At 69.5% G+C, this 25,540-nt stretch carries 19 protein-coding genes, 1 tRNA gene and 1 pseudogene; 6 read left to right on the top strand and 15 right to left on the bottom strand.

Annotated features, from left to right (window positions below):
- Positions 1-307 precede the first annotated feature (307 nt).
- Positions 308-1,234: a LysR family transcriptional regulator gene (locus tag AC1RQG_RS24970; RefSeq protein WP_493135638.1), complete on the top strand. Its 927-nt coding sequence runs from the start codon at positions 308-310 to the stop codon at positions 1,232-1,234.
- A 1-nt stretch (position 1,235) separates the two neighbouring features.
- Here the strand turns inward: AC1RQG_RS24970 and AC1RQG_RS24965 are convergent, their stop codons facing one another.
- A complete protein-coding gene (locus tag AC1RQG_RS24965; RefSeq protein ID WP_493135636.1) occupies positions 1,236-2,417 on the bottom strand; it encodes an MFS transporter in 1,182 nt (393 codons plus the stop codon).
- A 303-nt stretch (positions 2,418-2,720) separates the two neighbouring features.
- On the opposite strand from AC1RQG_RS24965, the gene AC1RQG_RS24960 reads away from it, so the two are divergent.
- The 4 genes from AC1RQG_RS24960 to petA all read left to right on the top strand — a co-directional run bounded on the left by AC1RQG_RS24960 (position 2,721) and on the right by petA (position 10,966).
- On the top strand, positions 2,721-5,567 hold the full coding sequence (locus AC1RQG_RS24960) for a GH39 family glycosyl hydrolase (protein ID WP_493135634.1): 2,847 nt from the start codon (positions 2,721-2,723) through the stop codon (positions 5,565-5,567).
- Between the two features lie 86 nt (positions 5,568-5,653).
- Positions 5,654-7,465, top strand: coding sequence for a thiamine pyrophosphate-requiring protein (locus AC1RQG_RS24955; RefSeq protein ID WP_493135632.1), 1,812 nt, complete (start codon positions 5,654-5,656; stop codon positions 7,463-7,465).
- A gap of 7 nt (positions 7,466-7,472) precedes the next feature.
- Entirely contained in the window at positions 7,473-10,379 is a 2,907-nt protein-coding gene (locus AC1RQG_RS24950; protein WP_493135630.1) for an FAD-binding and (Fe-S)-binding domain-containing protein, read from the top strand.
- Positions 10,376-10,966 (top strand): ubiquinol-cytochrome c reductase iron-sulfur subunit, encoded by a 591-nt coding sequence (gene petA, locus AC1RQG_RS24945; RefSeq protein ID WP_493135628.1) that lies wholly within the window; start codon positions 10,376-10,378, stop codon positions 10,964-10,966. The genes AC1RQG_RS24950 and petA overlap by 4 nt, the downstream gene beginning before the upstream one ends.
- A gap of 45 nt (positions 10,967-11,011) precedes the next feature.
- Here petA and AC1RQG_RS24940 read toward each other — a convergent pair.
- The 12 genes and pseudogenes from AC1RQG_RS24940 to AC1RQG_RS24885 form a co-directional block, all read right to left on the bottom strand.
- Positions 11,012-11,278 (bottom strand): annotated as a pseudogene (locus tag AC1RQG_RS24940) (cytochrome C oxidase subunit IV family protein); the annotation flags it as partial.
- Between the two features lie 10 nt (positions 11,279-11,288).
- Positions 11,289-11,936, bottom strand: a complete 648-nt coding sequence (locus AC1RQG_RS24935) for a cytochrome c oxidase subunit 3 (protein ID WP_493135626.1) — start codon at positions 11,934-11,936, stop codon at positions 11,289-11,291.
- Complete coding sequence (gene ctaD / locus AC1RQG_RS24930; protein ID WP_493135624.1) at positions 11,893-13,536, bottom strand: cytochrome c oxidase subunit I; 1,644 nt, start codon at positions 13,534-13,536, stop codon at positions 11,893-11,895. Before ctaD ends, AC1RQG_RS24935 begins: the two co-directional genes overlap by 44 nt.
- On the bottom strand, positions 13,520-14,458 hold the full coding sequence (gene coxB, locus AC1RQG_RS24925) for a cytochrome c oxidase subunit II (RefSeq protein WP_493135622.1): 939 nt from the start codon (positions 14,456-14,458) through the stop codon (positions 13,520-13,522). The genes ctaD and coxB overlap by 17 nt, the downstream gene beginning before the upstream one ends.
- Positions 14,455-15,321 (bottom strand): SCO family protein, encoded by an 867-nt coding sequence (locus AC1RQG_RS24920; protein WP_493135620.1) that lies wholly within the window; start codon positions 15,319-15,321, stop codon positions 14,455-14,457. The genes coxB and AC1RQG_RS24920 overlap by 4 nt, the downstream gene beginning before the upstream one ends.
- Before the next feature lie 26 nt (positions 15,322-15,347).
- Complete coding sequence (locus AC1RQG_RS24915) at positions 15,348-15,689, bottom strand: hypothetical protein (RefSeq protein ID WP_493135618.1); 342 nt, start codon at positions 15,687-15,689, stop codon at positions 15,348-15,350.
- On the bottom strand, positions 15,682-16,725 hold the full coding sequence (locus AC1RQG_RS24910) for a hypothetical protein (RefSeq protein WP_493135617.1): 1,044 nt from the start codon (positions 16,723-16,725) through the stop codon (positions 15,682-15,684). Before AC1RQG_RS24910 ends, AC1RQG_RS24915 begins: the two co-directional genes overlap by 8 nt.
- Positions 16,722-17,333, bottom strand: a complete 612-nt coding sequence (locus tag AC1RQG_RS24905; protein WP_493135615.1) for a c-type cytochrome — start codon at positions 17,331-17,333, stop codon at positions 16,722-16,724. Before AC1RQG_RS24905 ends, AC1RQG_RS24910 begins: the two co-directional genes overlap by 4 nt.
- Positions 17,330-17,872 carry a DUF3341 domain-containing protein gene (locus AC1RQG_RS24900; RefSeq protein ID WP_493135613.1) on the bottom strand — a complete coding sequence of 181 codons (543 nt, stop codon included), beginning with the start codon at positions 17,870-17,872 and terminating at the stop codon, positions 17,330-17,332. Before AC1RQG_RS24900 ends, AC1RQG_RS24905 begins: the two co-directional genes overlap by 4 nt.
- Positions 17,869-19,239, bottom strand: coding sequence for an NrfD/PsrC family molybdoenzyme membrane anchor subunit (gene nrfD / locus AC1RQG_RS24895; protein ID WP_493135611.1), 1,371 nt, complete (start codon positions 19,237-19,239; stop codon positions 17,869-17,871). Before nrfD ends, AC1RQG_RS24900 begins: the two co-directional genes overlap by 4 nt.
- A 2-nt stretch (positions 19,240-19,241) precedes the next feature.
- Entirely contained in the window at positions 19,242-22,133 is a 2,892-nt protein-coding gene (locus AC1RQG_RS24890) for a 4Fe-4S dicluster domain-containing protein (RefSeq protein ID WP_493135609.1), read from the bottom strand.
- On the bottom strand, positions 22,121-22,771 hold the full coding sequence (locus AC1RQG_RS24885; protein WP_493135607.1) for a cytochrome c3 family protein: 651 nt from the start codon (positions 22,769-22,771) through the stop codon (positions 22,121-22,123). The genes AC1RQG_RS24890 and AC1RQG_RS24885 overlap by 13 nt, the downstream gene beginning before the upstream one ends.
- 134 nt (positions 22,772-22,905) lie before the next feature.
- Between AC1RQG_RS24885 and AC1RQG_RS24880 the strand changes: the two genes are divergently transcribed.
- Positions 22,906-24,003 (top strand): enolase C-terminal domain-like protein, encoded by a 1,098-nt coding sequence (locus AC1RQG_RS24880; protein ID WP_493135605.1) that lies wholly within the window; start codon positions 22,906-22,908, stop codon positions 24,001-24,003.
- Positions 24,004-24,085: 82 nt separating this feature from the next.
- Here AC1RQG_RS24880 and AC1RQG_RS24875 read toward each other — a convergent pair whose 3' ends face one another.
- Together AC1RQG_RS24875 and AC1RQG_RS24870 are read right to left on the bottom strand one after the other, a co-directional pair.
- Positions 24,086-25,078: an SDR family oxidoreductase gene (locus AC1RQG_RS24875; protein WP_493135604.1), complete on the bottom strand. Its 993-nt coding sequence runs from the start codon at positions 25,076-25,078 to the stop codon at positions 24,086-24,088.
- 237 nt (positions 25,079-25,315) lie between these two features.
- Positions 25,316-25,389 (bottom strand) — tRNA-Cys (locus tag AC1RQG_RS24870).
- Between the last annotated feature and the right edge of the window lie 151 nt (positions 25,390-25,540).

Genomic DNA, 25,540 nt, shown 5'->3' with positions numbered 1-25,540 from the left:
CGCCAGGGTCGGAGCCGACTATACCGGTCCAAGCTTTCAATCCACTTTCATTCCCGGGCGGGGACGGACGATGCCGCCCCCTTCTCCCGCCAACCGCCCAGCGCCATCCATTCAAAGGGCCAGGCCGCGCGCGCCAATGTCATCGCGGTGTGCTCGATCATGTCTTCCTGCCCGCGTGCTTCCCTAAGAACCGCCGCGCGCACGAGGAGCAAGAAAAACCTGAGATGCCCTCGCTTTACGGCCCGGAATACGTCCTGATAAGATAGTGCAATTCGTCAAGACATTTGCGCGGACCGCAAAAGCAAACATGGACCGATTCTCCGAACTCAAGGCATTCATACTCGTCGGCAGCACGGGTGGGTTCTCATCGGCCGCGCGCCAATTGGGCGTTGCCACGTCTTCGGTCACGCGCCTGGTCGACGCCCTGGAGGAGCGCGTTGGCGGGGCACTCCTCAACCGCTCCACACGCAGTGTCACGCTGACCGACACCGGCCAGGCTTACTTCGAAAAAGCGGTGTTCATTCTTGAGCAACTGGAGGCCGCCGACGAGGCCGCGTCGGCACGCGACGGCGAGCTGCAGGGACTGCTGCGCGTGACCGCACCGGTGACGTTCTGCACCATGTACATCGCCCCGATGCTTGGGGAATTCGGGCGACGCTACCCGAAGCTGGAACTGGAAATACAACTGAGCGACGCCATCAGCAACATGGTCGACGACTCCATCGACCTCGCCATCCGCATCGGCGCGATCGATCGGCAACCGAACTTCATTGCGCGCCGGCTCACGGGCCACGAGCGGCGCGTTTGCGCCAGCCCCGCCTACCTTGCGGCACGCGGCATACCACAAGTTCCCGCCGACCTGCTGCACCACAATTGCCTGCAGTTCGCCTACGGTGCAACCAGGCGCGGCTGGCGCTTGCAGCGCGACCAGGATGTCGCGGACATCCCGGTGCGCGGCACGCTTTCCGTCAACAATGCCGAGGTTCTGCGGCAGGCCATCCTGGACGGCGCGGGCATTGCACTGCTTGCCGATTGGCTCGTAGGAGAGGACTTGCGGTCAGGCGCGCTCATCCGTCTCTTTGAAGGGTATCAGGTCAACCCTGGCGCGATGGACATCGGACTCCACGCGGTGTATCAGGCCAACCGCCGCGGCTCACTGAAGGTGAAAGCCTTTGTCGATATGCTGGCCGAACGCCTCGAAGTTGCGTTTAGCGCTCGTGGCACGGTCGACTGAGTCACTCACCGAGCCAGTACAACAGCGCCGCGCCCGGGAAGGCCATGCCTGTCCACAGCGCGGCATGCCAGCCAAAATTGGCATACACCCATGCGCCGGTGAACGAACCCAGCGCACCGCCAGCAAAGAACAGCGCGAAGTAAATGCCATTCAGACGACTGCGCACCTCGGCTCCCAGGGAAAAGATCGCGCGCTGCCCCAGTACCAGATTGCCGGCGACGCTCATGTCCAGCACGATCGACGCGACGACCAGCAATGTCAGCGCCAGGCCACGCGAGTTGGGGGCCAGCAGAGGGAGTGCGAATCCGAGCACACCCAGCGCAAGCGCCGCCGCCGTGGCAATTTTCGTATGACCACTGTCCGCCAGACGCCCCGCAATCGGTGACGCGATCGCACCGGCCATGCCCACCAGGGCAAAGATCGCGATGCCGGACTGGGACAGATGAAACGCCGGGCTTTCAAGCATCATCGGGGTGACGGTCCAGAACAGGCTGAAAGCACCGAACAAGCCTGCATGGTAGGCGGCACGTCGCCTTACCACGGGAGTGGACTTGAACAGTTCCCACAAGGACCCAATCAACACCGGATAAGGCGTAGGAATTGTCGGCATGCGTGCGGGCAGCTTGTTACGCAGCAGAACTGCAACCAGCAGGATCATGATGGACGCACCGGCAAAGACAACGTGCCAGCTGCTATGGTCCGCGACCAACGATGCCGCGGGCCGCGCCAACATGATGCCCAGGAACAGGCCGCTCATGACCTTGCCGACCGTCTGGCCACGCGTGGATTCCAACGACAAGTGCGCGGCAAATGGCACCAGAATTTGTGCCGCCACCGACCCCAGGCCAATCGCCAACGCTGCGGTGAGGAACACCCAGGCACGGGTGCTCAATGCCGCGGTCATCAGCGCCACCGACGTGAAGATCAACGCACTGACGATCAGACGGCGGTTTTCGAGACGGTCGCCAAGCGGCACAATGAACAGCAATCCCAAGGTATATCCAAGCTGGGTGAGCGTGACGATCAGTCCAGCGGCCTGGGCGGACATCCCCGTCGCACTGCTGATCGGCCCCACCAGGGTTTGCGCGTAATACAGGTTGGCGACAATGAGACCGGTTGCCACCGCGAGCAGCAGGACAGTGCCAGGCGCGATATTGGTCTGTACGGCGATAGTTTTGCTCATAATACTTCCTCGATCAATTGGATGGATCCCCGGCGACGACCCGCACGCAGCTGGGAACGCTCCCAGCTGCAGCAAGAGCGAGCGCGGGTGGGATTGAGTCGAGGATAGCTTTTGCGCCCGACATTGATAATCCACGGCCGACAGAATAGACCTTTGCGCGATCCGCAAAGGCAAGCGGAACTTATGCCGCACCGTTGCCCGCGCCACTAGCCCAACCGTAAGCCCTCACGTGCGCGCCGATTTCGCGCATCGATAGATAATCGTCGCAAACCGGCCCCAGAACATGCGCCCGGCGGAGGATGTATGACGGTGACTTTCGAATGCGATGTATCGGCGGCGGCAACGCCACTGCGCCACATGTGGGAGGAATGCGTGGGCAGCGGCCATGCGCCGCTGGCCCTGCGCGCCGACTGGCAGGCCCAGCTGCGCCGCGCGCACGCTGAGCTGGGCATGCGCCAGGTGCGCTTCCACGGCCTGCTGTCGGACGACATAGGCACGCTGATCTGCCACCAGAATCGCTTCCTGTACTCGTTCTTCAACCTCGACCAGATCTTCGACTTCCTGCTCGACATCGGCATGCGGCCGTTCGTCGAACTGAGCTTCATGCCGCGCACGCTGGCCTCGGGCGACACCACCGTGTTCAACTACGCGGCCAACGTCACGCCGCCGCGCGAGATGGCGCAGTGGTCGGACCTGATCACACGGCTGGCGCGGCACCTGCTGGCGCGCTACGGCGCCGCCGAGGTGCGCCACTGGAACTTCGAAGTGTGGAACGAGCCCAACCAGCCGCAATTCTGGCCGGCCAGCCGCGACGACTATTTCGCGCTGTACGACGCCACCCACGACGCGCTGCGCGCGGCCGATGCGCAGTTGCGGGTGGGCGGTCCGGCCACCTCGAAGAACGCGTGGCTGCCCGAATTCCTTGAGCACTGCCAGCGCGGCGGCCGTCCGCCCTCCTTCGTCAGCACCCACCACTATCCGACCGATGCGTTCGGCCAGCAGTCGGACGACACGGAAACCCAACTGGCCCACGCCGGCCGCAGCGTGCTGCTCCACCAGGCCGAGGCCGCGCGCGCGGCCGCCGGCAAGCTGCCGTTGTACTACACGGAGTGGTGCACCTCATCGAATCCGCGCGACCCGCTGCACGACGCGCCGTTCGCGGCGGCCTACATCGTCAAGACGGTGCTGGAGGCGGCCGGCGTGGTGGACGCCTACAGCTACTGGACGTTCAGCGACATCTTCGCGGAAAACTACTATCCGTCGCGGCCCTTCCACGGCGGCTTCGGGCTGCTCAACCTGTATGGCATCCCCAAACCGGCCTACCGCGCGTTCGAACTGCTGCACCAGGCCGGCGCCACCGTGCTGCCCGTCGCCGGCAGCCACGCCACGCTCGACGTGTGGGTCACGCGCGCGGCCGACGGGCTGCGCATCTACATCACCAACAGCGCATTGCCGCGCCACGCGATCGCGCGCGAGCGCCTGCGCATCGTGCTCACGCGCGCGCCGGCGCCCGGCGCGGCCACGCTGTACCGCATCGACGACGACCATGCGCACGCCACCGCCGCCTGGCGCGCGATGGGCGCGCCCGAGTACCTGAGCGCCGACCAGCGCGACGCCCTGCTGCGTGCGGCCGAGCTGCGGCCGCAACCGCTGCCATGGGCGCATGGCGACGGCGGCCTCACGCTGGAACTGGAACTGCCGCCGCAAGGGGTCGCCATGATCAAGCTGCCGTGGGCGGGCGAGGATGTCGCCACGGGCGCGCCGCCGGCGCAGGCGCAGGCCACCACCCCGGCCCGGCCCGGGGCCGACGGCGGCGCCGACAAGGGCGGCGACAGCCACGAGGCGGCCGACGACGAGCGCATGCTCGACGACATCCAGCGTGAAACCTTCGCCTACTTCATGAACGAAACCGAGCCATCCACAGGTCTGGTGGCCGACTGCACGCGTCCGGACTGGCCCAGCAGCATCGCCGCCACCGGCATGGCGCTGAGCTGCTACCCGGTCGGCGTCAAACGCGGCTACTGCGAACGCGAGGAGGCGCTGCGACGCGCGCTGACCACGCTGCGCTTCTTCGAGCGCAGCCCGCAGGGCGACGGGCCGCACGACACGGGCCACCACGGCTTTTACTACCACTTCCTCGACATGCGCAACGGCCGCCGCGTGTGGGAGGCGGAACTGTCGACCATCGACACGGCGCTGCTGGTGGCGGGCATGCTGACGGCGGCCGCCTATTTCGACCGCGACAACGCCGGCGAAGCCGAACTGCGCGCGCTGGCCGACCGGCTCTACCGGCGCATCGACTGGCGCTGGATGCTCGACGGCGGCGCCGCGCTGCGCCACGGCTGGAAGCCGGGCGGCGAGGGTTTTCTCGGCAGCCGCTGGCAAGGCTACAACGAGGCGCTGCTGCTGTACATCCTCGCGCTCGGCTCGCCGACCCACCCGCTGTCGGCCGACAGCTACCTGGCCTGGTGCGACAGCTACCACTGGAAGACCCTGTACGGCCGCGAACTGCTGTACGGCGGCCCGCTGTTCATGCACCAGCTGTCGCACGTGTGGCTGGACCTGCGCGGCATCCGCGACGCGCCTATGCGCGCGCACGACAGCGACTACTTCGAAAACAGCCGCCGCGCCACCCAGATCCAACAGGAATACGCGGTGCGCAATCCGCTCGGCTACAGCGCCTACGGCCCGAACTGCTGGGGCATCAGCGCCGGCGACGGCCCCGGCCCGGTGCAGCAACTGGTGGCCGGCGTGGACCGCCAGTTCTACGGCTACATGGCGCGCGGCGTGCCGTTCGGACCGGACGACGGCACCCTGATGCCGGCCGTCACGGCGGCCTCGCTGCCGTTCGCGCCGGAGCTGGTGTTGCCGGCGCTGCACCACTACATCGAGGCGGTCGACCTCAAACCGGGCGACCGCTATGGCTTCAAAACGTCGTTCAACGCGGAATTCATCGCATCCGATAGCGACCCGCAAAACCCGCACGGCTGGATCTCGCAATGGCACTACGGCCTGAACCTGGGCCCCGTGGTGCTGATGCTGGAGAACCAGCGCAGCGGCCTGCCGTGGCGGCTGCTGCGCACCTGCCCGTACGTGGTGGCCGGCCTGCGCCGCGCCGGCTTCACCGGCGGCTGGCTGGACGGCGCCTGATCCGGCGCCCACGGCAAGCGAACGAATCGACGGAACGAATCAACGGAACGAATCAACGGAACAGATCAACGGAACCGGAGGACGAGATGGCGACGACGGTGGGAGATTTTATCGTGGCGCGGCTGGCCGAATGGGGCGTGCGGCGTATCTATGGCTATCCGGGCGATGGCATCGACGGCGTGATCGGCGCGCTGCGCCGGGCCCGGGACCGCATCGACTTCGTGCAGACCAGGCATGAGGAACTGGCCGCCTTCATGGCCTGCGCCCACGCCAAGTTCAGCGGCGAGGTCGGCGTGTGCCTGGCCACGTCGGGGCCGGGCGCGATCCACCTGCTCAACGGCCTGTACGACGCCAAGCTCGACCACCAGCCCGTGGTCGCCATCGTCGGCCAGCAGAACCGCATGGCGCTGGGCGGCGACTACCAGCAGGAGGTGGACCTGATCTCGCTGTTCAAGGACGTGGCGCACGAGTTCGTGCACATGGCCACGGTGCCGGCCCAGGTCCGCCACCTGGTCGACCGCGCCATGCGCATCGCGCGCGAACGGCGCACCGTCACCTGCATCATCCTGCCCAACGACCTGCAGGACGTGGACGCCGTGGAGACGCCGCCGCGCGAGCACGGCACCGTCCACACCGGCATCGGCCACACGGGCCGCGCCCTCGCGCCGCCGGCCGACGAGCTGCAGCGCGCGGCCGACGTGCTCAACGCGGGGCGCAAGGTGGCCATCCTGGCCGGCGCCGGCGCGCTGCACGCGGGCGGGCCGCTGATCGAGACGGCCGAACGGCTGGGCGCCGGCATCGCCAAGGCGCTGCTGGGCAAGGCCGCCGTGCCCGACGCCCTGCCCTATGTGACGGGCGCCATCGGTCTGCTGGGCACCAAGCCCAGCTGGGACATGATGAACGACTGCGACACGCTGCTGATCGTCGGCTCGGCCTTCCCCTATTCCGAATTCCTGCCCAAGGAGGGCCAGGCCCGCGCCGTGCAGATCGACATCGACCCGCGCATGCTGAACCTGCGCTACCCGGTCGAGGTGGGGCTGGCGGGCGACAGCGCCGCCACGCTGGCCGCGCTGCTGCCGCTGCTGCGGCCACAGCCGGGCCCCGACCCCGCCTGGCGCGCAACCATCGAGCGCAATGTCGCGCAATGGTGGCGCGTGCTGGAGGCGCGCGCGATGAACGCGGCCCATCCGATCAACCCGCAGCGGGTGTTCTGGGAACTGTCGCCGCGCCTGCCCGACAACTGCATCCTCAGTTGCGATTCCGGCTCCAGCGCAGGCTGGTACGCGCGCGACCTGCGCCTGCGGCCCGGCATGCAAGCCTCGCTGTCGGGCGGGCTGGCCACCATGGGCTCGGCCGTGCCGTACGCGCTGGCGGCCAAGTACGCCCATCCCGACCGGCCCGTGATCGCGCTGGTGGGCGACGGCGCCATGCAGATGAACGGCATCAACGGCCTGATCACGCTGGCGCGCGTATGGCGCGAGTGGGGCGACCCGCGCCTGACGGTGATGGTGCTCAACAACGGCGACCTCAATCAGGTCACGTGGGAACAGCGCGTGATGCAGGGCGATCCCAAGTTCACCGGCTCGCAGGCGCTGCCGGACTTCCCCTACGCCCAGTACGCCCAGTTGCTGGGCCTGCGCGGCATCCGGGTCGACCATCCCGACGCCGTCGCCGGCGCCTGGGACACGGCGCTGGCGTCGGACGTGCCGACCGTGCTGGAGATGGTGACCGATCCCGATGTGCCGCCGCTGCCGCCGCACGTGTCGGCCAAGCAGGCGTTGGCCTACGGCCGGGCGCTGCTGCGCGGCGATCCCGATGCGCGGGGTGTGGTCACGGCCTCGTTCAAGGAAGTGTGGGACGGACTGGTCGCGCCGCTGCGCGGCAACCATCCGGGTTGAGGCGGCCATGGACACCGTGCACCTGGTTCCCCAAGCCGCGTTCGCGCCCGAGGGGCCGGCCGTCGATACCCACACGCTGGAAGCCGAGCTGCGCGCCGCCGTCGCCGGCGAGGTGCGGTTCGACGCGGGCAGCCGCGCCCTGTACGCGACCGACGCGTCCAACTACCGCCAACTGCCGATCGGCGTGGTCATCCCGCGCAGCGTGGACGACGTGGTGGCCGCCGTGCGCGTCTGCCATGCGCACGGCGCGCCGTTGCTGTCGCGCGGCGGCGGCACCAGCTTGTGCGGCCAGTGCTGCAACGTGGCCGTGGTGCTCGATTTTTCCAAATACCTGAACCGGGTGCTGTCGATCGACATCGAAGCCAAGACGGCGCGCGTGCAGCCGGGCGTGGTGCTCGACGACCTGCGCCACGCAGCCGAACAGCACGGCCTGACGTTCGCGCCCGACCCCGCCACGCACAGCCACAACACGCTGGGCGGCATGATCGGCAACAATTCCTGCGGCCCCCATTCCGTGATGGGCGGCGAGACGGTGCACAACATCGTCGCGCTCGACGTGCTGACCTACGACGGCGTGCGCCTGACGCTGGACGCCAACACGGCCGCCGCGCCGCCGCCCGGTCGCGCCGGCGAGATCGTGGCCGCCCTGTCCGCGCTGGGCCAGCGTTACGCGGACCAGATCCGGGCCCGCTTTCCGCCCCTGCCGCGGCGCGTGTCCGGCTACAACCTGCCGGCCCTGCTGCCCGAACGGGGCTGCAACCTGGCGCACGCGGTGGTCGGTTCCGAGGGCACCTGCGTGGTGGTGCTGGAGGCGACCGTGCGCCTGCTCGACAACCCGCCCGCGCGCACGCTGCTGGTGCTCGGCTACGACAGCGTGTACGAGGCCGGCGACCATGTGCCCGAGGTGATGGAGAGCGGCCCGATCGCGCTCGAAGGCATGGACGACCGCCTGCTGGCCGACATGAAGGCGATCCACCTGCATCCGCACGAAACGGAGCTGCTGCCGTCCGGCGCCGGCTGGCTGCTGGTCGAATACGGTGGCCGCGACAAGGACGACGCCGACGCCCAAGCCCGCGCGCTGATGACGCGGCTGCAATCGCAGCCCGGCGCGCCGTCGATGAAACTGTTCGACGATCCGGCCCAGGAGGCGTTGCTGTGGAAGGTGCGCGAATCGGGGCTGGGCGCCACCGCCCACGTGCCGGACCAGCCGCTCACGTGGGAAGGCTGGGAGGATTCGTCGGTGCCACCGGAACGGCTGGGCGACTACCTGCGGGCGCTGCGCGCGCTGCTGCGCCGCTACGACTATGGCTGCGACCTGTACGGCCACTTCGGCCAAGGCTGCGTCCACACCCGCATCAACTTCGACCTCGAGACCGTGCATGGCATCGAACGCTACCGTGCCTTCATTCGCGAGGCGGCCGAACTGGTGGTGGGCATGGGCGGCTCCATCTCGGGCGAACACGGCGACGGCCAGTCCAAGGCCGAGCTGCTGCCCATCATGTTCGGCGAAACGCTGATGCAGGCGTTCCGCGAGTTCAAGCGGATCTGGGACCCGCACTGGAAAATGAACCCCGGCAAAGTGATCGACGCCTACCGCGCCGACGAGAACCTGCGGCTGGGCCCCGGCTACGCGCCGTCCGTGCAGCCGGTCCACTTCCACTACCACGACGACGCGGGCGACTTCTCGCGCGCCCTGCTGCGCTGCGTGGGCGTGGGCGAATGCCGCAAGAAGACCGGCACCATGTGCCCCAGCTACATGGCCACGGGCGAGGAACGCTACTCGACGCGGGGCCGCGCGCGCCTGCTGTTCGAAATGCAGCGCGGCGAAGTGCTGCGCGGAGGCTGGCGCGAGCCGGCCGTGTTCGAGGCGCTCGACCTGTGCCTGGCCTGCAAGGGCTGCAAGGGCGAATGCCCGGTCCAGGTCGACATGGCCACCTACAAGGCCGAATTCCTGGCGCACTACTACGCCCACCATGCGCGCCCGGCGCACGTCTGGGCCTACGCCCACATCGACCGGCTGGCGCGGCTGGGCGCCCATCTGCCGCGCACGGCCAACCTGCTGCTGCGCGCCAAGCCCACGGCCGCGCTGCTGCGCCGGCTGGGGCACGTCACGCCGCAGCGCACGCTGCCGGCGCTGGCCACCCGGACGTTCACGTCGTGGTTCGCGCGCCGCGCGCCGCCGTCCGCCAGCGGCCTGCCCGTCATCCTGTGGCCGGACACGTTCAACAACCACTTCCACCCGCAAGTGCTGCGGGCGGCCGTCCACGTGCTCGAACATGCGGGCTGCCGCGTGACCGTGCCGCCCACGCCGCTGTGCTGCGGACGCCCGCTGTACGAGGCCGGCCTCGTTGAGCAGGCGCGCGCGCGTCTGCGCCAGGTGCTGGACGCGCTGGCCGACGCCATCCGCGACGGTGTGCCGGTGGTCGGACTGGAGCCGGCCTGCCTGTCCGTATTCCACGACGAGTTGCCGGCCCTGTTCCCGTACGACGTGGCCGCGCACCGCCTGCGCGAACAGACCCTGACGCTGGCCGAATTCCTGTTGCAACGCTGCCCGGACCTGCGCTACCCGCATCTGGCGCGGCGCGCCGTGGTCCATGAGCACTGCCACCAGAAGGCCGTGCTGCACACGGCGCCGGACCGCACCCTGCTCGCACGCATCGGGCTGGACGCCGACATCCTCGACGCCGGCTGCTGCGGCATGGCCGGCGCCTTCGGCTACGACCGCGACAAATACGAGGTGTCGATGGCCTGCGCCGAACGCATCCTGTTGCCGGCCGTGCGCGCCGCAGCGCCAACCACCATGCTGATCGCCAACGGCTACAGTTGCCGCGAACAGATAGTCCAGGCCACCGGGCGCATGCCGCTGCATCTGGCCGAAGCGCTGGCCGAAGGCTGGCGCGCGGAGCAGCCATGAGCGCCCCCGACCTCGACCTCGACCGCGAGCGGCGCAGGCTGCTGATCGCCACCAGCACGGTGGGCGGTGTCGGTCTTGCCGCCGCCTGCATCCCCTTCATCGAGAGCATGGAGCCGAGCGCCCGGGCCTTGGCGGAGGCTGGTCCGGTGGACGCCGAGGTGGCCACGCTGGCGCCCGGCGCGCTGAAGACGGTCCAATGGCGCGGCAAGCCCGTGTGGATATTGCACCGCAGCGATGCCATGCTGGCCAGTCTCGGCGGCCATGACGCGCAGCTCGTCGATCCGGCCTCGCACAGCGCCCAGCAGCCGCGCGCCTGCGCCAACGCCACCCGTTCGCTACAACCGGCGCACCTGGTGCTGGTGGGGCTGTGCACCCATCTCGGTTGCGTGCCCACGTTCCGGCCCGATGCCGGCGCCCCCGACCTCGGCGCGGACTGGCCGGGCGGCTTCTACTGCCCCTGCCACGGTTCGCGCTTCGACCTCGCGGGCCGCGTGTTCCGCAACGTGCCCGCCCCGCTCAATCTGGAAGTGCCACCGTACCGCTACCTCACGCCCACGCAGTTGCGGATCGGCGAGCCGTCGGGTTGACGGCGGCGCCTGCCACGGCGCGGGCCTCAGTACGCGCGTGCCGTAATCAGCCGCCGTCAGCACCAGCAACAACAGCAGCGCCGCCAGCCCCGTCGCGGCCACCAGACGCGGCACACTGTCGGGCCGCCGCAGCGCCATGTAGCGCCACGCCACCAGCGCCGCCTTGGCCAGGGCGATGGCGAGGTTGAGCGCGCCGTTCCACACCCCCAGCGGCACCCAGGCACTGCCCGCCGTCAGCGCCAGCAGGGCCAGCAGGGCCAGCCAGGTCCGCACGTGGCCGCCCTGCTCGCGCGTCAATTGGTCGTCGTCCATGGCCCGGCCCTCATCCGGCGCGCCCGACCAGGTACAGCATCGGGTACAGGAAGATCCACATCAGATCGACGAAATGCCAGTACAACCCCGCCAGTTCGACCCGCTCCGGCGACGCCTGCTCCGGCCGCTGCGCGCGCAGCGCCAGCGCCAGCGCGGCGCAGCCAGCGCAGCCCGCCAGCAGGTGCAGCGCGTGCAATCCCGTCAAGCCGAAGTACAGCAGGAAGAACTGGCGTTCGCCGCCCGTCAGGCCCGGCGCGGCCTGTGGCAGCCATGGCACGAGGCCGCGCGACCAATCGCTGTGGTACTCGAATCCCTTGAGCGCGAGGAAGGCCAGTCCCATCGCGGCGCTGGCCGCCAGCAGCCACATCGCCGTCCGTTCGCGCGCCGGACCCGAGCGGCGGGCCGCGACCGCCAGCGCCATCGTCATGCTGCTGGTCAGCAGCAGCGCCGTGTTCACGGTGCCGAGCACGAAGTCGGTCTGCCGGCTGGCCGCCACGTACGACTGCGGGAAATGCACGCGCCCGTACACATAGCCGAGCAGCAGCGGCGCGAAGAACATCAGTTCGCTGACCAGGAACACCCACCAGCCCAGCGTGGTGGCGCGCGCCTGCCGCTCAGGGTTGGCGTACGGGGGTGCCGTCGTGGCTGGGGTAGGCATACGGTTCCTCCTCAACGGTCGGTGGCGCGTCGAAGTTCTCCACCGGCGGCGGCGACGCGGTGCGCCATTCCAGGCCCGTGGCGCCCCACGGGTTGCGCTCCGCGCGGCGCCCGTGCCGCAGCGACCAGCCCAGGTAGGCCAGCGGCAGCAGATAGCCGCAGGCCAGCACCACGGCGCCGGCCGACGACAGCACGTTGAGCAACTGGAACTGCGGCGGATAGGTGTGGTAGCGGCGCGGCATGCCCTGCACGCCCAGCAGGAACTGGGGGAAGAAGGTCAGGTTGAAGCCGAAGAAGATCAGCACGGCCGCCGCCCGCGCCCACATTTCCGGATACAGGCGGCCGCTGATCTTGGGCCACCAGAAATGCAGGCCGCCCAGGTAGGCCGTGACGGCGCCGCCCACCATGATGTAGTGGAAGTGGGCGACGACGAAATAGGTGTCGGTCAGGTCGACGTCCAGCGCCAGCGCGGCCAGGAACAGGCCGGTCAGCCCGCCCGTGGTGAACAGCCCGACGAAGCCGAGCGCGTACAGCATGGGCGCGTCGAAACTGATGGCGCCCTTGTACAGCGTGGCCGTCCAGTTGAACACCTTGATCGCGGAAGGGATGGCCACCAGGTAGCTCAGCAGCGAGAACACCAGGCTCGCATACGCCGACTGGCCGCTGACGAACATGTGGTGGCCCCACACGAGGAAGCCGATGGCGGCGATGGCGAGGATGGCGTAGGCCATGGCGCGGTAGCCAAACACGGGGCGGCGCGCGAAGCACGGCATGATCTCGCTGACCACGCCCATGGCCGGCAGCACCATGATGTACACGGCCGGATGCGAGTAGAACCAGAACAGATGCTGGAACAGCAGCGGATCGCCCCCCAGGGCCGGGTCGAAGATGCCGATGCCCAGCAGCCGCTCGGCCGTCACCAGCAGCAGCGTCATCGCCAGCACCGGCGTGGCCAGCACCAGGATGATGCTGGTGGCGTAGATGGCCCACACGAACAGCGGCAGGCGGAACCAGGTCAGGCCCGGCGCCCGCAGCGTATGCACGGTGACGATGAAGTTCAGCCCCGTCATCACGGACGACACGCCGGCCACGAACACGCCGGCCAGCACCAGCACCACGTGGCTGTTGCTGAACATGGTCGACAGCGGCGTGTAGAAGGTCCAGCCCGTGTCCACGCCGCCGGCCGCCAGCGCGCCAAGCGTCAGCAGGCCGCCCAGCGCGTAGAGATACCAGCTGGCCAGGTTCAGGCGCGGGAAGGCGAGATCGCGCGCGCCCAGCATCAGCGGCAGCAGGAAATTGCCAAGCACCGAGGGGATGGACGGGATCAGGAACAGCCAGACCATGATCACGCCATGCGCCGTGAACAGCTTGTTGTAGGTGTCGTGGCTGACCAGCGCGCCATCGGGCGTGGCCAGGGTCAGGCGCATGATGGCCGCCGCCGCGCCGCCGACGAAGAAGAAGGCCGTGATCGACAGCATGTACAGCACGGCGATGCGCTTGTGGTCGCGCGTGCCCAGCCACGAGCGCAAGGTGTCGCCGGCGGCCAGGTAGTTGGGCACATCCGTCACCGGCTGGTATGGCGCTTCAGGGTTGCTGCTCATGGGTCGCTCCGTGCAGGTAGGCGATCAGGGCCAGCACGTCCTGTTCGGACAGCTGGCCGGCGTAGGAAGGCATCAGCGGCGCGTAGCCGGCCACGATGTCGCGGCGCGGGGCGAGGATGGCGGCGCGCAGGTAGTCGTCGTCGGCCAGCACGCGGCGGCCATCGGCCAGTTCCACCAAGCCGCCGGCCACGCTGGCCAGCGGCGGCGCGCGGCCGGCACCGTCCGCGTGGCAGCCGCTGCAGCCATGTTCGCGGAACAAGGCCGCGCCGCGCGCCGCCATGCCGACCGGCGCCGCGCCGCGCGCCAGCCACGCGGAGAACGCGGCCTGCGGCATGACGACGACGCGCCCGCGCATCACCGAATGCTCGGTGCCGCAATACTCGGCGCAATACAGGTCGTACACGCCGGACCGGGTGGGCGTGAAGCTGAGCGTGGTATAGCGGCCCGGCACCAGGTCTTGTTTGATGCGCAAGGCCGGGACGAAGAAGCTGTGGATCACGTCCTGCGACGTCATCAGCAGCCGCACGGGCCGGTCCTGCGCCACGTGCAGCTCGTTGATCTCGCGCAGGCCGTTCTCGTGTTCGAGCGTCCACATCCACTGCTTGGCCACGACGAACACCGGCATGGCGCCCGCCGGCGTGCGGTGCTGGCGCAGGAAATCGAACGCGGCCCAGCCGAACAGCAGGACGAACAGCAGCATGGGCAGCACCGTCCACGCCACTTCGACCCAGCGCGCCGTGACCGGCACATGGCTGCGGTCGACCCGCGCACCGCGCCGGTAGCGCACGCAAAAGCCGATGATCAGCACCATCAGCGTGAGCGCCGTCGTCGCGCTCAGCGCCAGCAACGCGAAAAACAGCGTATCGACGCGGGCGGCATAGGCCGACGCGGCCGCCGGCCACCATGGGATCGACGGGTTCATGCCGCCCTCCTTCGTCGCGCCAGCACCCACACCAGCGCAGCCAGCAGCGCGAGCGTGGCGGCGCCGGCCGCCTGCACGGCCCGCACCACGGCGCCGCTGTGCGCGCCGGCCAGCCGCGCGGCCGCCGCGCACACCAGCGCCACCGGCTCGGCCAGCGCGCCGGTCCCGCCCTGCCCCGCCAGCGCCAGCGCGGCGCGCAATGCGGCCGGATCGTAGCGCAATCCGAGGAAATAGCGGGCGATGGTGCCGTTCGGCGTGGCGATCAGGAAGCCGGCCGGATGCTGGTACTGGCCCTGTTGCGCGTCGTAGCGATAACCAAAGCCGGCCGTGCGCGCCAGGTTTGCCAGCGGCGCGGCGTCCCCGGTCAGCAAAATGGGCGCCGACTGGCTGGGCAGCGCCCGGCGCCAGCCCGCCAGTCGCGCGGCGGCGTCGGCCGGCCCCTCGCTGGGATCGATGCTGATGGCGAGCAGCCGGTAGTCTTTCGCGCCACTCAGCGCCAAGGCTTGCAGCACATCATCGAACACCAGGTTGCACAAGGTGCGGCAACGGTAATAGCCGAAGACCAGCAGCACGGGGGACGAACCGCCGAAATAGTCGCCCAGCAGCACATTGCGCCCGGCCCCGTCGCGCAACGGCGTGCGCAACGGCAGGCGGGCGCCCAGTTGTTGAATGAATTGCGGCGGCGCGACGGCGGTGGCCGGTGATGATGGCTCGATGGCGGTGGCCGGTGACGATGGCACCACGGCGGTGGCCGGTGACGATGGCACCACGGCGGCCATGGCGGCGACAGCATCCCCGGACGCCCCGGCGACCATGACGGCGGCGATCGCGAAGGTCGCGACGGCCGAAACGATGGTCGTCATTCCTGAACCGCGATACGTCCGCCCGGTCATTTACGCCCCCCGGCACGGGCCGCCGCGTCGCGCTCGGCCAGCAACATCATCGCCTCGCGCACCGGAATGCGCGCCACGCCCGGCTCCCCGACAACCCAGCCCCATTGTTCGGTCTGCGCCTGCTGCGCACGGCGGAAAGCGGCCAGGTCGGCCTGCGGCGACGATTCCAGCATCGGCCCCTGGACCCGCATCGTCGACGCGCTGTTCAAGGCGTCGGGCCGCCAGGCGCGCCACGCCAGCCAGGCCAGCGCCGTGGCGGCGAACAGCGCACCCAGCACCGCGAGCGCCGCGCGGACCACGCGGCCGGGCCGCACATCGGCGTCCGTCTGCTCATCCATGTTGCACCTCCGGCCGCAAGCGCCAGCGATACCACGTCCAAGCCGGGCCGCCCACGCTGAGCGCGCCCAGCGGCAGCGCCACCAGCCAGTGCCATAGCGGCAGCGGCAGCGGCAGCGACGGCAGCACCAGCCAGCACGTGTGCACGAACAACATCGCCAGCACCAGCATGGCGACACGCCGCAGCGCGCCGTCATCGCGCTTGATCCGCCGCGACAGCAACAACAACAGCGGCGCGGCGAACAACAGCACCGCCAGCGCCCAGTCGACCAGCAGCCACACGCCCTCCGCCCGCGCCAGGTACCAGACGATCTCATGCGGCAGGTTGGCCGACCAGATGATCAGGAGCTGCACGTACTCCAGATAGGCCCAGCACAGCAGATAGCTGAGCATCAGATTGCCCAGGTCGGCCCGCACGGACGGCGGCACCGGCGCCCGTCCACGCAGCACGATCGCCAGCGCCATCCCGCCCAGCAGTTGCGCGGTGCCGCACAGCAGGCCGAACACGCTCGAATACCACAGCGGCATGAGCGACATGATCCAGTCCATGGCCGCCATGCCGACGCTGAAGCCATACAGCAGCAACGCGGCCGCCGCGAAACCGCGCCGCTCGCGCCACGGCGCCCGTCCGCTCAACCAGGCCAGCAACGTCCACAGTGCGAGGCAGGCGGCCGCGCGCAAGCTGAACAGCGTGGGCGTCAGCCAGAGCCGCTTGAAGCCGGGCGCGGCCAGTTCCGCCTGCCAGCGTCCCGCCACCGGTGCCGCCCATGGGTACAGCCAGTGTTGCCCGGCCAGCACGGGCAGGAACAACAACGCCACCAGCCACAGTGCGGTCCCCGTCTCCAGCATGGGCGCACGGATGACCTCGCCCCAGCCGCCGCCGGTCAGCGTGTGCAGCCAGACCTGCGCGAGCGCGCCCAGGCACAGGCTCAGCCAGCACCACCACGCCACCAGATAGGCGGCCAGGAAGGCGCTCGGGTCGAAGGCCCAGCCGGCCACACCGGCCACCACGGCGACCAATGGCAGCAACAGGTTCATGGCGCGCCTCCGTCAGGCGTGGCGGGCAGGCGCGCGCGCATGGCCGGCGGCAGGCTGGCCGCGTCGGCATGCTGGCTCAATTGCAGCGCGCGCAGATAGGCCACCACCGCCCACCGCTCCGATGGTTCCAGCTTGTCTTCGAACGGATACATCACGCCATAACCCCGGCTGATGACGTCATACAAATGGCGGTCCGGCGCGCCACGCAGCCGCGCGACGGCGAAAGGCGGCGGCCGGGGAAAGCCGCGCTGGACGATCCGGCCGTCGCCGGCGCCCACGGCGCCGTGGCATGGCAGGCAGTAAATCGCGTAACGTTGCTGGCCCTTAGCGAGCAAGCGGGCGTCGATGGCGTATGGCATCGCGGGCGCGGCCTGGGCGCCGGCGTCGTCCGCCACCGCATCGGCACCGATGCGACCGCTACTGCTGCCGGCGAACGGTCCGCGTGCCTGCGGCAACGCGCCATCGGGCACGGTGCGGGCGGACGTGCCATCGGCAAACAGCGGGCTTGCCGCCAGCGGTTTGTACTTGGGCTGGTCGTACATATCCTGGCGGCTGCGCTCGCAGCCGGCCAGCAGCAATGGCAGCACCAGCCATGCCCCCCGCTTCATGGCGGCACCTCGCACACCAGCAACGGCCCGGTTGCGGCCAGCGCCGCGCGGCATGCCCCGGCATCGAACGAGGCGCCGCCCGCGCGCGCCACGAGATAGTAGCGGTCGCGCGTGGCCAGATCGAAAGCGGGCACCGCGAACAGCGGGTGCACGAGTCTGGGCAAGCCGTTCTGGACCAGCATCGCCAGTACGGCCGCCAACGCCGCGCCCAAGATGGTCAGCTCGAACGTGATGGGAATGAACGAGGGCCAGCTGTGCAAGGGCCGGCCGCCGATGTTGAGCGGATACGACATCACGGCCGCATACCATTGCAGGCCATACGCGCCGGCGCCGCCGAGCACGCCACCGGCCAGCGTCCACGGCGCCACGCCGCGCGGCACCGGCCCCAGCGCCTCGGCCAGGCCGTCCACCGGGTACGGCGCGTAGGCCTCCAGCCGCTCCAGCCCGGCCGCGCGCGCCTGTTGCGCCGCCGCCAGCAAGGCGTCGGTGCTCGCGTACTCGGCCAGCAGGCCATACAGCGCGGTGGCAGGCGCGCTCACGATTGCTCCTTCGCCAAGGCGCGCATCTCGCTGATCGAGATCAGCGGCAGCACCCGCACGAACACGAGGAACAGCCACGCGAACAGGGCGACCGAGCCGGCCAGCGTGATCCAGTCCCAGACCGTGGGATAGAACATGCCCCACGCCGACGGCAGGAAATCGCGGTGCAGACTGGAGACGACGATCAGGAAGCGCTCCATCCACATGCCGAGGTTGATCACGAGGCTGGCGGCGAACAGCAGCACCGCGCTGTGGCGCGCGCGCCGCCACCACAGCAACTGCGGCGTCAGCAGGTTGCACGCCAGCATGGTCCAGTACACGGGCGCATACGGGCCGCGCCAGCGGTTGATCGTCATGTACTGTTCAAAGGCGTCGCCGCTGTAGAACGCCGTGAAGATCTCGCTGGCGTAGCCATAGGCCACCAGCCAGCTCGTGGCCAGCAGCACCTTGGCCGCGTTGGCGAGATGACGGTCGGTGATGAAGTCGTGCAGGCCGAACACGCGCCGCAGCGGGATGGCCAGCGTGAGCACCATCGCGAAGCCCGAATACAGCGCGCCGGCCACGAAATACGGCGGGAACACGGTCGAGTGGTAGCCCGGCGTGTTGCCGACGGCGAAATCGAGCGAGACCACTGTGTGCACCGACACCACCAGCGGCGTGGCCAGGCCGGCCAGCAACAGATAGGCATGCTCGTAACGCGCCCAGTGCCGCGCCTCGCCGCGCCAGCCCAGGGCGAACAGGCCATACACCAGTTGCCGCCGGCGTCGCACGGGCGGCCGGCCCGCCCGGTCGCGCAGCGTGGCCAGGTCCGGGATCAGCCCCACATACCAGAACAGCAGCGACACCAGCAGATACGTGGAGATGGCGAACAAGTCCCACACGAGCGGACTGCGCCACTGCGGCCACAGGTTCATCACATCCGGATACGGCACCAGCCAGTAGAAGAACCACGGCCGCCCCAGGTGCAGGATGGGGAAGATGCCGGCGATCCCGGCCGCGAACAGCGTCATGGCCTCGGCGAAGCGGTTGATCGAGGTGCGCCAGCGTTGGCGCAGCAGCAACAGCACGGCCGAGATGAACGTCCCGGCGTGGCCGATGCCTATCCACCAGACGAAGTTGCCGATCGCAAAACCCCATGCGACGGGGATATTGACGCCCCAGATCCCGACCCCGCGCACGAACAGCCAGACGATGGCGCCGAACAGCACCACCACGCACGCCGAGGTGGCCAAGAATGCGCTCCACCACGACCAGCCGGCGGGCCGCTCCAGCACCTGGCCGGCGATCTTGTCGCCTATGCTGGCGTCGGTCCAGCCCGGCCCCAGCACCTCGGCGCCGGCGGAATGCGATGGTGGCGGCGTCTGCATCGCTACTCCAGCGCCGGATCGGCGTTGCGCACGCGCGCGGCGTAACTGGTGCGCGGGCGCGTGTTCAGTTCGGACAACAGCACATAATCGAGCGGCGACGCCTTGGCGCGGTTGACGGCGCTGCCGGGCGTGTTCAAGTCGCCGAACACGATGGCCGCCGTCGGGCACACGGCCTGGCAGGCGCTCACCACCTCGCCATCGCGCAGCGGCCGGCCCAGTTGCTCGGCGTCGAGCCGCGCGCGCGTGATGCGCTGCAGGCAGTAATTGCATTTTTCCATCACGCCGCGCCGGCGCACCGTCACCTCCGGATTGCGCCGCGCGGCGTCGGCCGGCAGGTCGCGCCCGTAGTGCAGAAAGTTGAAGCGGCGCACCTTGTACGGGCAGTTGTTGGAGCAGAACCGCGTGCCCACGCAGCGGTTGTAGACTTGCACGTTGACGCCTTCGCTATCGTGCATGGTGGCGCCGACCGGACACACGAGCTCGCACGGCGCATCCTCGCAGTGCATGCAGGGCACGGGCTGGAAGATGCCGCGCCACCGTTCGCCCTCCCCCTGCTCGTAGCGGTCGACCCGGATCCAGTGCATGATGCGGCCGCGCGCCACCTCGTCCTTGCCGACCACGGGGATATTATTCTCCGCCTGGCAGGCCAGCGTGCAGGCGCCACAGCCGATGCACGCGTTGAGGTCGATGGCCATGCCCCATTTGTAGCCCGGGTACGCCACCGCCGGATACAGCGAGCCGGCCGGCGCACTGGCGCGCTCGGCGGCCGTGGCGAACTGCGGATCGCGCGTGAACGCGGCCAGGCTGCCGCTGCGGGCCAGCGCCCGGCCCGCCATTTGCGTGTGCGGCTGGGGCAGCGCGAACGTGTGGCTGCGTCCGGCCGGGCTCACGGTCAGCAGCGCCGGGCCGGTCAACGGCATCAGCGGATACGCGTCGAAGCCGACGCCATTGCCGACGCTGCCGGCGGCGCGGCGGCCATAGCCGAGCGGCAGCGTCAGGCACTGCTCGGCGTGGCCGGCCATGATCCACACCGGCGCCTCCAGCGCGGCGCCGCCGCCGGGCACGGCCAGGCGCACCACGTCGCCGCTGCGCAACGCCAGCGCCTGCGCCGTGCGCGGGCCGAGCAGCACCGCGTTGTCCCAGCACAGGCCGGTGAGTGGATGGGGCAATTCCTGCAGCCATCCGTTGTTGGCGAACTCGCCCGCGCCGATGGCCGGATCGGCGCGGAACCAGGCGGGCAACGTAGCGGAGGACGACGATGGCCGCGCCAGTTCCGGCACGGGGGCCGATGCAGCCAGCTTCCGTAACGCGGCCAGCGCCAGCGGCGGCGACGCGCTGCCTTCGATCACCCCGCGCCGCAGCGCATCAGACCAAAATGCGTCGAAGCCGGCGTCGCCGCGCAACTGGCGCCACGTGCGCTGGACCAGCAACCTGCCGTCGATGCCGTCCTCGCCATTGAGCCACGCCAGCACGGCATGCACGGAACGGCCACCGTACAGCGGCGCGATCAGCGGCTGCACGATGCTGGCCGTGCCGTCGAACGCGCGGGCGTCGCTCCAGTGCTCGCAGGCGTGGGTGGCGGGCACGTGCCAGCTGCTGGCGCGCGCGGTCTCGTCGCGGTACAACCCCAGGTGCAGCGAGCAAGGCACTTGCCGCAAGGCGGCGCCGAACGCGAGTATGCCCGGCGCATCGTAGACCGGGTTCGTCTCCAGCATCAGCAGCGTATCGACCGCGCCGGCCCGCATCTCGTCCACCAACGCGGCCAGCGCGGGCCGCTGCGCGCGCGCCGGCGCCACCACGGGCGCGATCGGCTGCACGGTGGCGCCCACATTGCCCAGTTTGACGTTCAGCCCATGCGCGATGGCGCGCGCGGCCGCACCCAGCGCACCGCCGGCCACGACCAGTGACGCGCCCCTGTCACGCCGCAACGCGGCGCTCAACGCGGATTCCCACAGCGCCAGCTGCGCCGCGTCCGCGCCGCTGGCGGCGTCCATCGCGGGCGCGTCGCACACGCCGAAGCGCGCGGCCACGCGGGCCAGCAAATATTCGATCTGCGCAGGCGCCAATGCCAGCCGGTTGTCGGCGGCCGCGCCGGTGAGCGTGGAACAGGACTCGACCACGTACAAGCGCCGCTGGAAACGGGGCGACGTGCTGTTGCGCTCGCGCACGAACGCGCGCGCGAACGCGACGGCGGCCGCGCCCTGCCCCAGCGGATCGGCGTCGAAACACAGCACCGTGCGCGCGGCCTGCGGACGCGCAATGAAATCAACGCTATGACCAAACGCCAGTTGGGCCGCCTCGGTGGCCGCGTCGTCATGACGGGGATCGTACTGGAGCCAGCGCGCGCGGGGCAAGCGCGCCAGCAATTGCGCCATCTGCGCCGCCAGCGTCGGCGAGCTCACGCTGCCCGTCAGGATGCGCAGGCCGGCCCCGCCGTCCGCCGCCCAGGCCGCGCGGCGCGGCGCCAGCGCCAGTTGCAGCGCGGCCCAGTCCGACACGGCGTCACCATGCATCACCAGCTGCGAGCGGTCCGGGTCCCACAGTTGCAGGATCGAGGCCTGCGTGATGGCGTCGGTCGCGCCCAGGCTGGCCGGATGGTGCGGATTGCCCTCAACCTTGGTCGGCCGGCCCATATTGGTTTCGACCAGCACGCCATGCGCAAAGCCATCACGCACCAGCGCGGTGGCGTAGAACACGGGCTGGCCGGCGACGCCCATTTCCGGCATGCGGACATATGGCAGGATCTGCTCCCGCGGCGGCCCGCTGCATCCGGCGCTGGCCAGCGCGGCCGATGCCGCCATCAGCGCCAGCGCCCGCCGCCGCCCCGGATCGGGTGGCGCGGACAGCGGATGGATGGCGATCTGGCGGTAGCGAGGCATGATCAGCGATGGCAAGTGGAACAATCGGTGAGGCGCGCGCGGCCCTGGAGCTGCAGCAGGCGCTGCAACTGGTGCAACTCCGCCGCCGACAAGGGCCGCACGTCGTCCATGCGGAACACATCCCCGGGTCGGCCGATCTGGTGCGCCGCATCGCGGTGGCAGGCGAGACACCATTGCATATCGAGCGTGGCGCGGCGCAACGTCAGCGGCATCTGGTCCACCCGGCCGTGGCAGCGCACACAGGCCACACCCTTGGCCACATGGATGCGGTGGTCGAAATACACGAAGTCGGGCAAGTCGTGCACGCGGTTCCAGCGCACTGGCTGGTGCTGCGCCACGCTCGCGTGCAGCGGCGCCAGCGCCGGAGAGTCGCGAAACAATTGCGAGTGACAAGTCAGGCAGGTCTGGCTGGACGGCAGGCCGGCGAAGCCCGACTTCTCCACGCTCGTGTGGCAGAAGCGGCAGTCGATGCCGTCGTCGCCCACATGGTGCCGGTGGCTGAACGCGATCGGCTGCGGCACCGGCGCATTGCGCGCGGCGGCCGGCGTCATCACCCAGCGCGCGAGCAAGACGGCGCCGGCCAGCAGGCCGCACGCCAGCAGGGCGGCGGTCTTGAGCAGCAATACCGTATGAGGACGAAACGCTTGCGGCATGACATTCCCGTTGCGGTGAAACCGGACATGACGACTAGACCGACGCCATTGTGGCGCGATCAGCGCGACGGCAGCGCCACGTTGCCTGCGCATATCGAACGCCGCACGTGTGCGCACACGCCTATGATGTCCACATGCTCAAGCCTCAAGCTCCCATCACCGCGCTCAGCGCGCGCAGCTACACCATTCCGACCGACGCGCCCGAATCGGACGGCACGCTGGCGTGGGACAGCACCACGCTGGTGGTGGTGCAACTGGAGGCCGGTGGTGCGCGCGGCCTCGGCTACACCTACGCCAGCCACGCGGCGGCCGTGCTGATCCGCGAACAACTGGCGCCGCTGTTGCGCGCGCGCGACGCGCTGGCCACCGGCGCGCGCTACCACGACATGGTGAGCCACTTGCGCAACCTCGGCTGCCGCGCCCTCGGCGCCATGGCGGTGTCGGCCGTCGACGTGGCGCTGTGGGATGTCAAGGCGCGGCTGGCCGGTCTGCCGCTGGCCACCTTGCTGGGCCAGGCCCGCGCCGACATTCCCGTCTATGGCAGCGGCGGCTTCACCAGCTACACCGTCGCCCGCCTGTGGCAGCAACTGGGCGACTGGCGCGCGGCCGGCATGACGCGTGTGAAAATGAAAGTCGGGCGCGATCCGCAAGAGGACGCGGCACGCGTGCGCGCGGCGCGCGAAGCCATCGGACCCGATGCGGAATTGTTCGTGGACGCCAACGGCGCCTACACCGTGCCGCAAGCGCTGCGGCTGGCCCAGGAATTCGCCGCCGCCGGCGTGAGCTGGCTGGAGGAGCCCGTCCCGTCGGACGACCTGCCCGGCCTGCGCCTGCTGCGCGAACGCGCGCCGCCCGGCATGGCCATCGCGGCCGGCGAGTATGGCGACACCCTGCCCTATTTCCAGCGCATGCTGGCGGCCGGGGCTGTCGATGTGCTGCAAGCGGACGCCACCCGTTGCGGCGGCGTCACCGGATTCCTGGGCGCGGCCGCGCTGTGCGAAGCGTTCCACATCCCGCTGTCCAGCCATTGCGCGCCGGCGCTGCACGCGCCGTTGTGCTGCGCGGCGCGGCCGGCCGTCCACCTTGAGTATTTCCACGATCACGTGCGCATCGAACAGCTGCTGTTCGACGGCGCGCCCCAACCGCACGACGGCATGCTGGCGGCCCACGATGACCGTCCTGGCCTGGGACTGGAACTGCGCGAACAGGACGCAAGCAGCTACGAGAACTGAATCGCGAAGTTCACGCCCAACGCCCTGCCGCTGCGCGGGCGGACCGCCAGCATGGCACACACCGCAAGCGCGGCGTGCGTGCTCATCCCAGCCCCCGCGCCAGCGCCACGCCCAGCGCCGCCAGCGCGACGACACACCCCGCCCCCCATGTCCAGCGATGCGTGGTGAACCACAGTTGCGCGCTCCGGTTCAGCGCCACATCGTCGAAACGGCCGTGGGCGCCATGGTCGCCAGGGACGGCTTGGTACAGATTGTCGCGCCGGCCCGGCGGCAACGGCTGGTTCGACAACTGGCCGTCAAAGGCTTGCCTGGCCAGCTTACGGTCCAGATAGCCGGGCAGCAGCCGGGTGCCAATGATGGCCAGCACGGCGGGCCAGCCCACCCACAGTTCGCGACGGCGGTGCGTGGCGGCCCAGTAAATGCCGCGCGCGGCCACCTCGGGCTGGAAGATTTTGCCCAGCGGTTTGGGCGCGCGCTGGTAGCAGGTGCGGCCCCAGTCGAACTGCGGCGTATTGAAGGCTGACAGGTGGACCATGGTCAGGTGCACGCGGCTGCGCTGGTGGATCAGCTCGGAGCGCAGCGCGTCCGTGTAGCCACGGATGGCGCTCTTGGCCCCGCAATAAGGCGCCTGCAGCGGGATGGAACGGTAGGCGAGCGCGGAACCGACTTGCACGACCACACCCGCGTCGCGCGGCACCATGCGCGCCAACGCCGCCTGGGTGCCCCACACGGTGCCGAAATACGTGGCCTCGGTGGCACGGCGAAAGTCATCGGGCGCGATGTTGCTGGCTTCGCAGAAGATGGTGGCCATGGCATTGTTGACCCACACGGCGATCGGTCCCCATTCGCGCTCCACGCGCGCGGCCGCGGCCTGGACCTGCGCGGCGTCGGCCACGTCCACCACCTGCACCATGGCCTCGCCGCCGGCCCGCTCGACGTCGCGGCGCGCGCCATCCAGGCCATCGGCGCCGCGCGCGAGCAAGGCCACGCGCCAGCCGTGGCTGGCAAACTCGATGGCCGTCGCCCGGCCGATGCCGGCCGAGGCGCCGCTGATCACCACGATATCGCGTGCCATGTGTGACCCCTCGCACGTGCGGTAAGATTGACCAGCTTACCGCACCGGCGCAAAGTCTGGCGCGCGTGCGTATCGAACAGGCGGGAACAGGCGGCGACTTGATACTGCGCAGGGGTTGGTTTGTTTGTGATGTCGCAGGTGTTGAAGAATATCAGCGCGAAAATAAAAAAATCACCGTCGAAGCGGTGATTTTCTTGAGTCCGGCTTACCGCGCACAGCGGCAAACCCTTGATGTTCTGGAGGCGAGGATCGGAATCGAACCGACCTAGACGGCTTTGCAGGCCGCTGCATAACCTCTTTGCTACCTCGCCAGAGGGTCTTACTGGGCAGAACCGCGCAGCGCGGTCTTGCTTTCTTGCCGCAGCCAGCGCGATGCTTGCTGCGAGAATTCTGGAGCGGGAGAAGAGTCTCGAACTCTCGACCTCAACCTTGGCAAGGTTGCGCTCTACCAACTGAGCTACT

It is taken from the genome of Rugamonas sp. GW822-FHT03B10 (assembly GCF_058801745.1).
The sequence above is the reverse complement of the archived record's forward strand: the minus strand, read 5'-3'. Positions and strand labels throughout refer to the sequence as shown.